Here is a 16,062-nt window from a genome sequence, read left to right as displayed (position 1 = left end):
AGAGGAGACAGCTGATGGAACACGTTGCACCGGCAACTTTGAATACCCACGACCATGCGCATCAGACGGGAGGCAGCAACACCTTCCCGATGATGATCATCACGCTGCTGTTCTTCATGTGGGGGTTGATCACGTCGCTGAACGATGTCCTCATTCCGCACCTTAAATCGATTTATACGCTGACCTATGTGCAGGCGATGCTGGTGCAGTTCTGCTTCTTCGGCGCCTATTTCATCGTCTCGCTCCCGGCCGGGATGCTGATCAAGCGCTTGGGCTACCAGCGCGGCGCGGTCGCCGGCCTGGTGGTCGCCGCCACCGGCTGCGCCATGTTCTATCCCGCTTCGATGAGCGGCTACGCGCTGTTCCTCCTGGCCTTGTTCGTGCTCGCCGGCGGCATCACCATCCTGCAGGTGTCCGCCAACCCCTACGTCGCGGCGCTGGGCGCGCCGGCCACCGCGTCGAGCCGCCTGACGCTGACGCAGGCGTTCAATTCGCTGGGCACCGCGATCGCTCCGGCGCTGGGCGGCTTCCTGATCCTGTCGGAGGGCGTTCCCGCCGTCGCCAACATCGTCAAGACCAAGGCCGAGGAAGCGGCCACCGTGCAGGGACCATACCTGGTGCTGGCGGCCACGCTGCTGGCCATCGCGATCCTGTTCGCGCTGGTGCGGCTGCCTAAAATCGTCGATGCCGACGAAGCCGGCGGCGCCTACACGCTGGACAAAAAAGTGACGTCGCACCGCCACCTGGTGCTGGGCGCGATCGGCATCTTCCTGTACGTCGGCGGAGAAGTCAGCATCGGCAGCTTCCTGATCAACTTCCTGGGCGAGTCCAACATCGCCGGCATGTCGCACGGCGCGGCCGCCAACTACGTCAGCTTCTACTGGCTGGGCGCCATGATCGGCCGCTTCATCGGCTTTGGCGTGATGCGCTACGTTAGCCCGGGCAAGGCGCTGGCGTTCAACGCCGCGGCGTCGATCGTGCTGATACTGACGGCGATCTTCTCCCACGGCCCGCTGGCCATGTGGTCGATCATCGCGGTCGGCCTGTTCAACTCCATCATGTTCCCGACCATCTTCAGCATGGCGCTGTTCAAGCTCGGCCCCCTGACCAGCCAGGGTTCCGGTATCCTGTGCATGGCCATCGTCGGTGGCGCCTTGGTGCCGTTCGCGCAAGGCCTGCTGGCCGACACGATCGGCCTTCAGATGTCGTTCGTCGTGCCCGCCGCCTGCTATACCTTTATCTTGTACTACGGCCTAAAATACGCCGGCATGTATTCCGACCGCTGATTTGACCTCCAATAATAAAGAGAGACATATGAATTCCGAACTGAAGAATTCCGAACTGAATCTGCGTCCGCTGGCCATCGCGCTGGCGGTGGCGGCGGCGCTGGCCACCGCCACCATCGTCACGGTCGCCACCGCGCTGCCGGCCTACGCCGCCGAAGCGGCGACCGCGGAACCGGCCGAACCGGCATCCAAGCCGTGGCTGGACAAATCGCTGAGCGCCGACAAGCGCGCCAAGCTGGCGCTGGACGCCATGACGCAACAGGAGAAACTGGGCTGGGTGCTGGGCCACTTCGGCGCCGACTTCGCCAACAAGACCAAGAAGCATCCGGCCGCGCTGCCGTTTTCGGCCGGTTACATCCCCGGCGTGCCGCGACTGGGCCTGCCGGCGCTGTTTGAAACGGACGCCGGCCTGGGCGTGGCCACGCAATTGAGTAAAACGCCGCGCGAGCGCACCTCGCTGCCTTCCGGCCTGGCCACCACCGCCACCTGGAACCGCGATCTGGCCTACCAGGGCGGCGCCATGATCGGCAAGGAGGCGCGCGCCTCCGGCTTCAACGTGATGCTGGCCGGTGGCGTCAATCTGCTGCGCGAGCCGCGCAACGGCCGCAACTTCGAATACGCCGGCGAAGATCCACTGCTGGCCGGCACCATGGTGGCGCAACAGGTCAAGGGTATCCAGTCGAACAATCTGATCGCGACGATGAAGCACTTCGCCGTCAACGATCAGGAAACCGGCCGCTTCGTGCTCGACGCCCGCCTGGACGACGCCAGCAACCGCATGTCCGACCTGCTGGCGTTCCAGATCCTGCTGGAGCAGGCCAATCCCGGCTCGGTCATGTGCTCGTACAACCGCTTGAACGGCGTCTACGCCTGCGAAAACGACTACCTGCTCAACCAGGTGCTGAAGAAGGACTGGGGCTTCAAGGGCTATGTGATGTCCGACTGGGGCGCCGTGCACAGCACCGTCGAAGCGGCCAACGGCGGCCTCGATCAGCACTCCGGCTGGGAGTTCGACAAGTCGGCGTACTTCGGCGGCGCGCTGGAGGAGGCGGTCGAAAACGGCCACGTGCCGCAGGCGCGCCTCGACAACATGGTGTTCCGCATCCTGCACGCCATGTTCGACAAGGGCGTGGTCGACAATCCGGTCAAGGAGGGCGGCGCGATCGACTACGACGCGCACAAGCTGGTCAGCCAGGCCGACGCGGAAGAGGGCATCGTCCTGCTGAAGAACACCGGCAGCGTGCTGCCGCTGAAGGCCGGCGCCAAAAAAATCGTTGTCATCGGCGCGCATTCGGATGTCGGCGTGCTGGCCGGCGGCGGCTCGTCGCTGGTGTATCCGATCGGCGGCAATCCGGTGCCTGGCATCGAGCCGACGATCTGGCCCGGCCCGGTGGTGTACCACCCGTCGTCGCCGCTGAAGGCGATCAAGGCGCGCGCCGGCGGCGCCAAGGTTGTCTATAACGACGGCGCAGATCCTGCCGCCGCCGCGAAGGAAGCGGCCGACGCCGACGTCGTCGTCGTCTTCGCCCAGCAGTGGGTGGGCGAGGCGCTCGACGCCGTGTCGCTGGCGCTGCCCGGCAATCAGGACGCCCTGATCGGCGCCGTCGCCAAGGCCAACCCGAAAACCGTGGTGGTGCTGGAGACCTCCGGTCCGGTGCTGATGCCTTGGGTGGACCAGAGCGCGGCCGTGGTGCAGGCCTGGTACGCCGGCAGCGGCGGCGGAGAGGCGATCGCCCGCGTGCTGTTCGGCGAAGTCAATCCGTCCGGGCACCTGCCAACCACTTTCCCGGTGTCCGAAAGCCAGTTGCCGCGTCCAAAGCTCGACGGCGATCCGAAGAACGAGAAGCAGCGTTTCACTGTCAACTATCACGAAGGCGCGGCGGTCGGCTACAAGTGGTTCGATCTGAAAGGCCTCAAGCCGCTGTTCCCGTTCGGTCACGGCTTGTCGTACACGCAGTTCTCGTACTCCGGCCTGGCCGCGAGCCAGAAGGGCGGCAAGCTGCAACTGAGCTTCAAGGTCACCAACACCGGCGCCGTCAAGGGCAAGGATGTGCCGCAGGTGTACGTGGCGCCGGTCGGCGCCAAATGGGAGGCGCCGAAGCGCTTGGCCGGCTGGGACAAGGTCGAACTGGCGCCGGGCGAAAGCAAGGAAGTCAGCCTGACGGTGGATCCGCGCCTGCTGTCCATGTACGACAGCAAATCCAAGACCTGGCGCGTCGCGCAGGGCGGGTACAAGGTATTGCTGGCGCACGACGCCGGCGACGCCAAGGCCACCAGCATCACCGTGCAGCTGCCGAAGCAGACGTTGAATGTCGCCGGCCAGCCAACCAAGTAATCATCCATAAAAAGAAAGACGAGACATGAAACAACTGTACAAATTCTGCGCGGCCGCGCTGATGATCGGTGCTTGCGGCGTGGTCTCCGCGGCGGACGGCGCGAGCTCCGGCAAGGGTAATTTCGTCACCGCCAAGAAGACGCACTTCGCGCGCAAGGGCCAGGCCTACTACATCGTCGGCGCCAATTTCTGGTACGGCGGCTATCTTGGCGCGCCGAGCGGCGTGGGCGAGCGCGCGCGCTTGCTCAAGGAACTCGATAGCATGCGCGCGATCGGCATCAACAACCTGCGCGTGCTGGCCGTCTCCGAGAAGACCGAGATGAAAAGCGCCGTCAGCCCGGCGACCACCGCCAAGCCGGGCGAATACGATGAGAACCTGCTGGTCGGCCTGGATTTCCTGATGGCCGAAGCGGCCAAGCGCGACATGACCGTGGTGCTTTACCTGAACAACTTCTGGCAGTGGTCTGGCGGCATGACGCAGTACCTGAACTGGTTCGAAGGCACGCCGGCGCTGGACCCGAACGTGACCAAGGACTACGACGACTTCATGAAGAAGAACGCGCGCTTCTACGTCAACGGGGCGGCGCAAAAAGAGTACCGCAACGTGATCCAGAAGATCGTCAAGCGCGTCAACACCATCACCGGCAAGCCGTACGCGGAAGATCCAAGCTTGATGTCGTGGCAGCTGGCAAACGAGCCGCGTCCGGGCAACGGCAACGCCACGCCGGAGGAGAAAAAAGCCTACATCAAGTGGGTCGATGAAGTCGCCGGCTATATCCATAGCCTGGACAAGAACCACATGGTCAGCACTGGCAGCGAAGGCCTGGCCGGCTCCGCCCAGGACGCCCAGCTGTACCTCGATGCGCACCGCACCAAGCATATCGATTACCTGACCTATCACCTGTGGCCTAAGAACTGGGGCTGGTTCGACTCCCAGGATCCAACCGGTTCGTGGGACGGCGCCATCGCCAAAAGCCGTAATTATCTGACTTCGCACATCGAGCTGGCCAAAAAGCTGGACAAGCCTATCGTGCTGGAGGAATTCGGCCTGGATCGTGACGGCGCATCCTTCAGCATCAAGGCCGGCACCACCATCCGCGACCGCTTCTATCGCGAGGTGTTCGACTTCGTCTACGGCGGCGCCAAGAAGGGCGACCCTATCGCCGGCTTTAATTTCTGGGCATGGGGCGGCGCCGGACGCGCGGCCAACGCCGATTACTGGTGGAAGCCGGGTAACGATTTCGTCGGCGATCCGCCGCAGGAGGAGCAAGGCCTGTATTCGGTGTTCGATTCGGACGCCAGCTCGCTCAAGCTGATCAAGGAATACGCCGACAAACTCAATTCCATCAAACGTTAAGGGGCCGTCCATGAAACGTTCGATGCTGAATATGCTGGCGCTGTCCGCCTGTACCGTCGCTTTCAACGCCCACGCCCAGAAGTTCGACGGACTGGCCGCCACGCCGCAGATGGGGTGGAACAGCTGGAACACCTTCGCCTGCGACATCAACGAAAAGCTGATCCGCGACACCGCCGACGCGATGGTCAAGAACGGCCTGAAAGACGCCGGCTACGAGTACGTCAACATCGACGACTGCTGGCACGGCAAGCGTGACGAGAAGGGCGTGATCCAGGCAGACCCGGAGCGCTTTCCGTCCGGGATGAAGGCGCTGGCCGATTACGTCCATGGCAAGGGTCTCAAGATCGGCATTTATTCGGATGCCGGCGCCACCACGTGCGGCGGCCATCCCGGCAGCCGGGGCCACGAATACCAGGACGCGCAGACCTACGCCGCCTGGGGCATCGACTACATCAAGTACGACTGGTGCGACACCAAGGGCTTGAACCCGGTCGGCGCCTACACCACCATGCGTGACGCGATCCGTGCCGCCGGCCGGCCGATGTTGTTCAGCATGTGCGAATGGGGCGACAGCAAGCCTTGGGAATGGGCCAAGGATGTCGGCCACTCGTGGCGCACCACCGGCGACATCTATCTTTGCTTCGACTGCGAATTCAGCGAGGCCTCGTACTCGAGATGGGGCGTGCTACAGATCCTCGACAAGCAGGCGGGCCTGCGTGTGCATTCCGGCCCGGGACACTGGAACGACATGGACATGCTCGAAGTGGGCAGGGGCCTGACCGAGGACGAGGACCGCTCGCACTTCGCCGCGTGGGCGATGCTGGCGTCTCCCCTGATCCTGGGTAACGACGTGCGCAAGATGTCGGACGCCACCAAACGCATCCTGACCAACAAGGAAGTCATCGCGATCAACCAGGACAAGCTGGGAATCCAGGCGTGGCGATTCATGCAGGCCGGCCGGTTGGAGTATTGGGCCAAGCCGCTCGATAAGGGCGAGTGGGCGGTGATGATACTTAATCGCAGCGAGCAGGCCATGCCGGTCAGCTATCAGTGGACCAACCACCGTGTCAACGACGATATGAGCAAGCGCGTACTCGACACCACGAAGACGGTGTACACCTGGACCGACGCCTGGACCGGCAAGACCGGCGACACCAGCAAAAAACTGGAGAGCAAACTCGCCCCGCATGGCGCGATCGTTCTGCGTTTGAAGGCCCGGAGCTGAGATGAAGCACACGATGACTGTGGCGGCGTTGGCCGCGATGATGTGGTCCGGCGCCCAGGCCGGCGACCAGTGGGGACCGTATAACGCCGAATTCCCGGCCGCCAGCGATGGCTTGCTCAAGAAGGTCAAGCAGGCCGACATTTTCGCGTCGGCCGTGACGGGCAGGGTGCAACCATTCGGCTTGAGCGGCTGGTTCAAACCGTCGGAACCGGCTCCCGGCCGCACGCTGATCGCCGGCGTCGCGGGCGCGCAGGCGGGACCTGGTTGGTTCCTGTGCAGCGTGGATGGCGCGGTCGGTTTCTGCGGCTATGGCCTGGAAGTGGTTTCGCCGCTTAAGCTGGCGCCGAACGCCTGGGTGCATCTGGCGGCCGGTTATGACGGCAAGCAGGTCACGCTGTACGCCAACGGCAGCGTCGTCGCCCGCCAGGACGCGGTGCTGAAGGCCGAGGCGCTGATACCGGCCGCAGATGCTGGTGCCCAGATTTCCCTGGGGCCGCGCAGCAAGGCGGCAACGGGCTACGCCGGACGCATCGCCGGCTTCACCGTCGCCGCCACCGCGCTGGATGAAGACGCGGTGCGTGCGATGGCGGCGGCGCAGCCGAACGATGCGCTGATCAATTTCGAATCCGGTAGCCCGTCGTGGCCGATACAGGTGCGCCAGATGTACGGCCAGCTCGCGCCGCAGGATCCGTGGACCTTGCCGAAATCCGGCTCGCCGTTACAGGAGCCGAAAGCCAAGCCGGCCTACAGCGGTCCCGCGCTGGTGCAGAGCGACGCTAATCTGTGGACGCTTAAGTCGTGGAAGCTGCAGGCCGCGCCCCAGGTCAGCGCCAAGGCGCAGCAGATATCGTCCGCCGGCTTCGACACCGCCGGCTGGTATCAAACCACCACGCCGGGCACGGTGCTGACCACGCTGGTCGATCGCGGCGTCTACCCCGATCCCGACTTTGGCTTGAATAACATGGCCATTCCCGAGTCGCTGAACAAGCAGGATTACTGGTATCGGACGCTGTTCCAGACGCCGGCCGCTTTCAAACAGGGGCAGCATCTGTTCGTCACCTTCAAGGGGGTGAACTACGAGGCCGAGGTTTGGATCAATGGCCGCAAACTGGGCGGCATGAAGGGCGCATTCGTACGCGGCACCTTCGACCTTAGTCCTTACCTGAAGCTCAAGGGCGAGAATGTCATCGCCGTCAAGGTGTCGCCGCCGCCGCATCCCGGCATCCCGCAGGAAGAATCGATCACCGCGGGTGCCGGCGAAAACGGCGGCACGCTGGCGCAGGACGGCCCGACCTTCATCGCCTCCGAGGGCTGGGACTGGATTCCGTCGGTCCGCGACCGCAACACCGGCTTGTGGCAGGACGTGGTGCTGCACGCCACGCGCGACTTCAAGCTGGGCGACGCCCAGGTCATCACGGCACTGCCGCAAGCGGACAACAGCGTGGCCGACGTCAGCATCGAAGTGCCGGTCGCGAACCTGTCCAAGTCGGCGCAACGCGTCACCGTGCGCGCCACTATCTCGCGCCGCGACGGCGGCATGAAGCCGATCCAGGTCAGTAAAACCGTCAGCCTGGCGCCGGGTGAGCAAAGTGTGCGCTTCATCCCGGCCGATTTCGCCGCGCTCAAGCTGAAGAATCCCAAGCTGTGGTGGCCCAACGGCTACGGCGCGCCGGATCTGCATGAGCTCAAGCTCGAGGTGCTGCAGGGCGCGCAGCTGTCGGACCAGGCCAGCACCCGTTTCGGCGTGCGCGCCGTGACCTACGAACTGTCGCTGGTCGACCAGAGCGGCCATCTGCGCCGCGTGGAAGCCGACTTCACCAAGGGGCGGGAGCTGGGCGTGCGCATCACCGATGGTCGCCACCAGTCGATTCGTAAGCTCTCGGATAACAACTGGGCCACCGGCTTGCGGCCGGAGGCCGACGGCACCGCCGCCATCCGACCGCTGGAGGAAACCACGCTCAGTCCTTTCCTGGTCATCAAGGTCAACGGCGTGCGCATCGCCGCGCGCGGCGGCAACTGGGGCACGGAGGACTGGCGCAAGCGCATCGACCGCGAACGGCTGGAGCCTTACTTCCGGCTGCACCGCGACGCCAATGTCAACATCATCCGCAACTGGGTGGGGCAGAACACCGAAGATAGCTTCTTCGAGCTGGCCGATGAATACGGCCTGATGGTATTGAACGACTTCTGGGCGTCGACCCAGGATTACAATCTGGAGCCGCAGGACGTCAATCTGTTCATGGACAACGCGCGCGATGTCGTCAAACGCTATCGCAATCATCCGTCAGTGATCATGTGGTTCGGTCGTAACGAGGGCGTGCCGCAACCGGTGCTGAACGAGGCGCTGGAGGCGATGATCTACCAGCTCGACGGCACCCGCTGGTACAGCGGCAGCTCCAACCGCATCAATCTGCAGAACAGCGGTCCCTATAACTATCAGACGCCGGCGAGCTACTTCACCGAGCACGCCAAAGGCTTCTCGGTGGAGGTGGGCACGCCGTCGTTCCCGACGATGGAGGCGATCAAGGCGGCGGTGCCATCGACCGACCAGTGGCCGCTGAGCGATACCGTCACGTACCACGACTGGCACCCGGACGGCAACGGCAGCGTCAAAACCTTCAATACGGCGATGGCGGCCGGCTACGGCGCGCCCGATACGCTGGCGGACTTCGAACGCAAGGCGCAGTTGTTGAACTATGAAAGCCATCGCGCCATCTTCGAAGGCATGAACGCTGGCCTGTGGCGCCAGCATAGCGGCCGCATGCTGTGGATGACGCAGCCGGCCTGGCCGAGCACCATGTGGCAGATCCTGAGCCATGACTACGATACGCACGGCGCCTTCTATGGCGTGAAGAGCGCGGCGGAGCCGGTCCACGTGCAAATGAACCTGCCCGATTACCAGCTCATGGTGATCAACAATCCGCCAGCGGCTTTGAACGGCGTCACGTTGTCGTACGCCGCCTATGACGTCAAGGGCAAGTTGCTGGCAAGCGGCGACCAGCCGGTGACGGTGGCGCCGGTGAGCACATCGGAACCGATCGACGCCGGCATCGCCGGTTTGCTGGAGCGGGAAAAACTGATCGTGCTCAAATTGGCGCTCAAGGCGGCCGACGGCAAGCTGTTGTCGCAGAACGTCTACTGGCCAAGCAGCACGCTCGCCGGCCAACAGGGCTTGAACCAATTGGCGACCGTGCCCCTGGAGCTGGCTACCCGTTGGACCAGCGCCGCCACGCCGGGCGAGCGGCAATTGGAGGTTACAATCCGCAACGGCGGTGAAGCGCCGGCGCTCGGCGGAAAACTGACCTTGTTAAATGCGGACGGCGAGCGGATACTGCCGGTGTATTTCTCGGATAACTACGTCGCGTTGATGCCCGGCGAGAGCCGCACCGTGACCGCCACCTTCAAGAGCCAGGGCGCCGTGCGCCTGGATCTGCGTGGCTGGAACGTGGCGCCGCAATCGCTGCGGGTAAGCGCACAATGAAAGGAACTATCAAGATGAAAAAATCCCTGATCTCCGCGCTGGTAGCCGCGGGCCTGCTGGCGCTGAGCAGCGCCCCGAGCTACGCCGACGCGGGCGTGAGCCCCGTCGCGTGCAGCACCACCCCGGCGCCACGCAAGATCGAGTACCCGTGGATGTCGGTGGAACGCTGGTATCAGATGTTCAAGGAGGACGTCGCGGTCACCGATGCGGGCAACGTCGATCTGCTGTTCGTCGGGGATTCGATCACCGAGGGCTGGAATCAGGAGATCTGGAATAAGTCCTTCGGCTCCTGGAAGGCGGCTAATTTCGGTATCGGCGGCGACCACACCGGCAACGTGCTTTGGCGCCTGGACAACGGGCATGCCGACAAACTGCATCCCAAGCTGGTGGTGCTGACGATCGGCGTGAACAACTTCTTCCATTGTGGCGCCGGCCCGGACGACGTGTTCGAGGGTGTGCAGGCAGTGGTCAAGAAGCTGCGCGCGCTGTACCCGGACGCGAAGATCCTGCTCAACGCCGTGCTGCCTTACGAGCAATCGGCACAGAGTCCAAAGCGGCAGCAGATCATTGAGCTGAACCGCAAGATATCGACGCTGGGCGATGGCAAGAGCATCGTGTTCAAGGATTACGGCGCGCGCTTCCTGCTGCAGAACGGCGACATGTCGCCGGAGGTGATGGCCGACTTCCTGCACCCGACGCCCAAGGGTTACCAGATCTGGTCCGACGCGATGCTGCCGGATATCCAGAAGCTGATGAAGTAATGAAGCCCTCCCATGGCCGTTTGACCGGCTGCGCGGCGATCCTTGTCGCGCTATGGGGGCATACCCCGCTGGTCGCGGCGGCGTCGATGACGGCCGCCGACTCCCACGTCGCCCGGATGGGCCGAAGCGATATCAACGCCGACGGCGTAGTGCGCTTCGGCTATCCGGGCGTTAGTTTTTTTCTCAACTTCGAAGGCACGCGCCTGAGCGTCGAGGCGGAAGCCAGCGGCACCAATAGCTATCTTGACGTGATCGTCGATGGCGTCGCGCGCAAGGTGCGGTTGGCGGCCGGCAGGCAGACTGTCGTCTTGCTCGACCACGCGGCGGCGGGCAAGCATGCAGTGGAAATCGTCAATCGATCCGAGACCTGGCACGGCACCGCCGCTTTGCTGCGCTTCGACACCGACGGTAAATGGAATCCCGCACCCGTGCTCCCCGGGCGGAAGATGCTGATGTTGGGCGATTCCGTCACCTGCGGCGAGGCCATCGACCGCGTGCCGGGCGCGAAGAAGGAGCCGGCGTGGTGGAACGCGCGGTCGTCGTATGGCATGTTGATGGCGCGCTCTTTGCACGCGCAGGTGCAGCTGGTCTGCTACGGCGGGCGGGGTTTGATACGCACCTGGGATAACAAAACCGATGAAATGAATCTGCCCGACTATTATCGCTTGGCGATTCCGGACAGGGATAAGCCGGTTCAGTGGGACCAGCGCGATTATCGGCCGGACGTGATCCTCAGCGCGATCGGGAATAACGATTTCAATCCGGGGATTCCGGATCGCGAAGGGTATGTGGGGACTTATGTGCGGTTCGTGCAAACCCTGTTGAGGGATCATCCGCAGGCGCAGATCGTGTTGACCGAAGGCGGGTTGATGACCGGCGAGAAGCGCGAGGCGCTGGTTGAATATATCGCCGAGACGGTGAAGCGGGTGGGGGATAAGCGCGTTCATGCCATTGCGTCGAAACCGTATCCGGGCGATGCCGATGACGGGCATCCGACCAGGGAGCAAACCGTTGATATCGCCAACGATTTGCTGCCCCAGGTTCGCGCCATTATGGGTTGGTGAACGCTTAAGCCGTTGACGGAGCTTGGCGGATTAGCCGGAACGGCGTAATCCGCCAACCGCCTTAGTAGCTCGCGCCCACCCGGAGGCCGAACATGCGAGGCTGTACGAAGTTAGCCTCCATGAAGCCACCGTACACCGAATTGCCGCTCAGCTTCGCATGGCTGTCCGAGATGTTACGAACATACAGCTCCGCGTGCCATTTGTCGTCCGGCGCCTCCAGCCGCACCGACGCGTCGCCCATCGCATACGCCTTCTGGTAACGGCCGATGTGCGAGAACTCCGAATTGAGCATGTCGAAGTAAGCCTTGTCGCGCCAGTTCACTTTCACGTACGGGATCACCTTGTAGCCGTTCTCAAACCCGAACTCCTGCGAGAAGTTGATGTTGAACTGGTACTTCGGCGTGTTCGGCAGATGGTTGCCGTCGATGTTGGCCAGGCGGCGGCCCAGCAGCGTCTTGTCCGGTCCATTGTAGGCGGTCGGGCAGGCCGGCAGACCCAGTTCCAGACGCACGTCGCACTGGTAGTCGTCGCTGTACGAGTTGTAGTCGTGGATGCTGGAGTTGATGTAAGCGAAGCCGCCACCGATGCGGCCACCGCGCCATGGCTTGTAATCCCACTCCAGCTCCAGGCCTGGGATATTCACCTTGCCGACGTTGATGGTGCGCCAGCCTTCATACACGTCGCACTTTGGCTGGTCGGCCGGGCAGGGCAGGCCGTTCGATGGGATGATCTGGTTGATGAAGTAGGTGCCGGTGACCTGCATGTCCTTGTACTTCATGAAGAACGCGGTGGCCGACAGGCTTAAACGGTTGTCCAGGAACTTGCCCTTGAAGCCCAGCTCATAGTTGGTGACGGTTTCCGGCTCGTACGGCAGGAAGGTCTCGACGCCCGGTTTGCCGTCGGCGCACAGGCGGTAGTTGCAGCTGTCCGTCTTGTCGGCGAAGCCGCCGGCCTTGTAGCCGGTCGACACGGAGGCGTAGACCATCTTGTTGGTGTCGAGCTGCTTCTGCAGGCCCGCGCGCCATGTCACTTTTTTCCATTCCTGCTTATGGTCGTTCGAGGTCGGCGCGCCATACAGATGGTACGCCGCCACGCTGCCGCCCATGGCCGGGGTCAGGTCGGTGCCGTCGTGGACGTGGAAGCCCGGCGTGCCTGGCGTGCCTTGCGAATACAGCCCGTTGTAGTAGGCGGTGTTGCCGATCCAGTTGGCGCCGTAGACCTTGCCGCCCTTGTCCTCCTTGCTGTCGACGCTGTAGCGGGCGCCGAGGGTACCGGTCCACGTCGGGATGAACTTCCAGTCGGCTTGGGCGAAGACCGCCTTGGCGTCGACCTGGCGATTGGGCTGGTTATACAGCACGCTGCCGACATCGCCGTACGGCTTTTGGATGGTGTTGGTCTGCTCGTAGTCGATGCGGTTACGCTCGTGCATCCAGAACAAGCCGCCGACGTACTGCACATTGCCCAGCTGCTGCTTCAACTGCGCCTCGTGCACCGTCGACAGGTAGCGCGAGTCGAGCGTGCGGTGGAACGAGTCGGTCAGCGGCCACGTGCCCCAGTTACCATCGGCCGAATTCGGGTAGGCGCCGTTGATCTGGAACGGCGCCGCGTGCTGCATGCCCAGGTCGTCGTCGGTGATCTGCGAGCGCTTCTGGTCGGCGATCTGGAAGGTGTAGTCGAAATTGGTGTGATCGTTGATATTCCAGTTGATCCCGGTGCGCAGCGTCTTGATACTCAGGTCGTTCTGGCCCGGGACGTTGACGTTGATGTCCCACTTGCCCTGGCCCGGGCCGCACGCGTAGCGGGTGCCGGCGGTGGCGTCGCAGTCGCGGAAGGTGGCGCCGCCGGCGCCGGAATCCTGGAACTGCTCGTACGAGGCCTTGGCCGTGAGGTCCTTGTTGATCTTCAGCAGACCGGTCAAACGGCCGGCCCATTCGTCCTGATTGGTGTAGTAGTCGCTCGGACCGACCACGCGGTTGAAGCGCTGGTCGACATCCGGCTTGCCGTTCGGGACCCAGCCCAGCGCCGGCGCGTTCGCCTCGCTGACGTCGCGCGTCTGGTTGGCGTAGCCGTCGCGCTTGACCTTCATGAACGTGGCGCGCAGTGCCAGCGCGTCGTTGACGACGATGTTCTGCACCACCGAAATTTGCTTCTTCCGGTAGTTGCCGATATCGATGTCGGCCTTGCCGTAGTTGCCCGTCCAATCCGGCTTGGCGGGAATCACGTTGACGCTGCCGCCGGTGGAGTTACGGCCGAACAGCGTGCCTTGCGGGCCGCGCAGCACCTCGACCTGCTCCAGGTCGAACATCAGCGCCTGCGCGCCTTGGGGACGCGGCGAGTACATGCCGTCGACGTGGAAGCCGACCGCCGGGTCGCCGGTCTCGGTGAAGTTGGTGGAGGTGATGCCGCGGATGGTGATCTGCACGGCCGAATCCTCGCCGGTGTTTTCGATCACGACGTTGGGCATCTCGCCGCTCAAGTCGGAGAGGCTGGTGGCGCCCTTGCGGGTCAGCTGCTCCTGGCTGAGCGCCGCCACCGCCAGCGGGGTACGCAGCAGCGACGTCGAATAGCGGGTGGCGGTCACCTTCACTTCGGGGATCTGGTCCGGGTTGGTGATGACCGGAGCCGCGGCGGCTGCCGCTGGTGTATCGGTGGTGCCGGCGGCGGTGTCGTTGGCCTGTCCATGTGCTGTCATGGTCATCAACCCGCAAGCGCTGGCGACGGCCAAACTCATAAGTGTTCTTCTGGTCGGATGCAGCATGTCGTCTCCTTGACGTCTTTAGAATTATGGGTACTGGGAGTGTCAATAATGACAATTTAGTATTGCATCTCGAAAACTTGAAGGTCAAACGAATCCAAAAAACGCTGCGCAGTTTAACCACCTTTACTAAACACGCCGCTACTGCCAGTCGCGGCCGTCGCACGCTGACAACACTCCGCCGCCGCACGGAAATAGCGGCCGTCTTTTGGTTAAGTTTTGTAAGTTTTTATTGCGTTTTCTTGCGCCGAAGGGACGTCGACGCTGGCGGCTCGCCCGTGTGCGCGAGGAGATGGGACGTAAGGAAGTGTAATCTCCGCTGCCGCCGGGAAAAATAAACATCAATGTTTTCAACGACTTATGGTATTCGACGGATGAGGTGAAAGCCCGGCCCGTCGCAGAAAATGCAATGCTAGAATTAATTCATCGTTGCAAATACTGCTAGAGAATCACTAAAAAAGACGACGGACAGCCACATGCGATTACGCGGAATTCCAGCTTATATTCCAGCTTACTTTTTACTCGTCGGCTTGCTGTGCGCCCAGGCCGCGCAGGCCGGTTCGCTGGTGATCGAAAGCTGGCGCGTCGACGACAAAACGCTATGGGAAAAGGTGCTGCTGCCGGCGTTTGAAAAAAACCATCCGGGCATCGACGTCAAGTTCGCGTCGACCGCGCCCACCGAATACGACGCCGGCGTGGCCGCGCGCCTGGCCGGCGGCACGGCGGGGGATCTGATCGCGTGCCGGCCCTTCGACGTATCGCTGTCGCTGTACAAAAAAGGCCATCTCGAAAAGCTCGACGGCAAACCGGGAATGCAGAACTTCGCCCCGACGTCGCTGGTCGCCTGGCAGACCGACGACGGCAAGGACACGTTCTGCATGCCGGTCGCCTCGGTGATCCACGGCTTTTTGTACAACAAGAAGATCTTCAAGAAGCTCGATTTGCAGCCGCCGAAAACCGTCGATGAATTCTTTGCCGTGCTGGAGGCGGTGAAGAAGGGCGGCGGCGGTGTCGTGCCGCTGGCGTTGGGCACCGCCGAGCGGTGGGAATCGAGCCAAATGGTTTATACCAATATCGGCCCGAACTTCTGGCGCGGAGAGGAGGGGCGCAAGGCGCTCATCGCCGGCAAGGCCAAACTGACCGACGCGCCGTTTGTCGAGGCGTTTCAGTTCGAAGCCAGGATGGGCGCCTATCTGGATAAGGGCGCCGGCGCGCAAACCTACGGCGACAGCCAGAATCTGTTCGCGCTGGGCCGTGCCGCAGTCTATCCCGCCGGCTCCTGGGATATCTCCCACTTCAGCCAGACGCCGGGCCTCGAAGCGGGCGCCTTTCCGCCGCCGGTGCGCAAGGCGGGCGATCCTTGCTTCATCTCGGACCATATGGACATCGGCATCGGCATCAATAAAAAGTCCCGCAACAAGGACGACGCGCTCAAGTTTCTGGCATGGGTGGGATCGCAGGAGTTCGCGGACCTCTACACCAACAGCATCAACGGTTTCTTTTCGCTGTCGAATCACCTGATCGCGGTGCGCGATCCCGTGGCCAAGCAGATGGCGGAGTGGCGCAAGAGCTGCGCTTCGACGATACGTTTCAATGCACAGGTGCTCAATCGTGGGCAGCCGAGCATGGAAAGCGAACTGTGGGCCGTCAATGCCCAGGTTTTGAACGGCAAGCTGGCGCCGAGGGATGCCGCCGCCAGGCTGCAGAACGGTTTTGCGAAGTGGTACAAGCCGCAGCAAAAGTAGGGGGAAGACCATCAGGTGTCGATGTCCGATATCGAAGCGGTTTTTACTTAAAT

Annotated in this window: 9 protein-coding genes; 8 read left to right on the top strand and 1 reads right to left on the bottom strand. The window is 62.8% G+C overall.

Annotated elements, in window-relative coordinates; all coding sequences use genetic code 11:
* The first annotated feature begins 14 nt into the window (after window positions 1–14).
* From JOD97_RS09440 to axe2C, 7 genes are read left to right on the top strand one after another with little or no spacing between them, the layout of a single operon-like run.
* Window positions 15–1,286, top strand: coding sequence for a sugar MFS transporter (locus tag JOD97_RS09440; protein WP_209715704.1), 1,272 nt, complete (start codon window positions 15–17; stop codon window positions 1,284–1,286).
* A 28-nt stretch (window positions 1,287–1,314) separates the two neighbouring features.
* Complete coding sequence (locus JOD97_RS09435) at window positions 1,315–3,621, top strand: glycoside hydrolase family 3 C-terminal domain-containing protein (RefSeq protein WP_209715702.1); 2,307 nt, start codon at window positions 1,315–1,317, stop codon at window positions 3,619–3,621.
* 25 nt (window positions 3,622–3,646) lie between these two features.
* Window positions 3,647–4,978 carry a cellulase family glycosylhydrolase gene (locus JOD97_RS09430; protein ID WP_209715700.1) on the top strand — a complete coding sequence of 444 codons (1,332 nt, stop codon included), beginning with the start codon at window positions 3,647–3,649 and terminating at the stop codon, window positions 4,976–4,978.
* A gap of 10 nt (window positions 4,979–4,988) precedes the next feature.
* Window positions 4,989–6,203, top strand: coding sequence for a glycoside hydrolase family 27 protein (locus JOD97_RS09425; protein ID WP_209715698.1), 1,215 nt, complete (start codon window positions 4,989–4,991; stop codon window positions 6,201–6,203).
* A gap of 1 nt (window position 6,204) precedes the next feature.
* Window positions 6,205–9,684 (top strand): sugar-binding domain-containing protein, encoded by a 3,480-nt coding sequence (locus JOD97_RS09420; protein WP_209715695.1) that lies wholly within the window; start codon window positions 6,205–6,207, stop codon window positions 9,682–9,684.
* Between the two features lie 14 nt (window positions 9,685–9,698).
* Window positions 9,699–10,445: a GDSL-type esterase/lipase family protein gene (locus JOD97_RS09415; protein ID WP_209715692.1), complete on the top strand. Its 747-nt coding sequence runs from the start codon at window positions 9,699–9,701 to the stop codon at window positions 10,443–10,445.
* The gene (gene axe2C / locus JOD97_RS09410; RefSeq protein WP_209715689.1) at window positions 10,445–11,509 is read left to right on the top strand and encodes a bifunctional acetylxylan esterase/glucomannan deacetylase AxeC2; all 1,065 of its coding nucleotides are present in this window, start codon (window positions 10,445–10,447) and stop codon (window positions 11,507–11,509) included. Before JOD97_RS09415 ends, axe2C begins: the two co-directional genes overlap by 1 nt.
* Before the next feature lie 61 nt (window positions 11,510–11,570).
* On the opposite strand, the gene JOD97_RS09405 is transcribed toward axe2C, so the two are convergent.
* Window positions 11,571–14,240 carry a TonB-dependent receptor gene (locus JOD97_RS09405; RefSeq protein WP_229264246.1) on the bottom strand — a complete coding sequence of 890 codons (2,670 nt, stop codon included), beginning with the start codon at window positions 14,238–14,240 and terminating at the stop codon, window positions 11,571–11,573.
* A 500-nt stretch (window positions 14,241–14,740) separates the two neighbouring features.
* On the opposite strand from JOD97_RS09405, the gene JOD97_RS09400 reads away from it, so the two are divergent.
* Window positions 14,741–16,009 carry an ABC transporter substrate-binding protein gene (locus JOD97_RS09400; RefSeq protein WP_209715684.1) on the top strand — a complete coding sequence of 423 codons (1,269 nt, stop codon included), beginning with the start codon at window positions 14,741–14,743 and terminating at the stop codon, window positions 16,007–16,009.
* Window positions 16,010–16,062 lie beyond the last annotated feature (53 nt).

The organism is Duganella sp. 1411, assembly GCF_017833525.1.
Taxonomy (GTDB): Bacteria; Pseudomonadota; Gammaproteobacteria; order Burkholderiales; family Burkholderiaceae_D; genus Rugamonas.
Note: the sequence above shows the minus strand (reverse complement) of the source record. Positions and strands in the feature narration are given on the sequence as shown.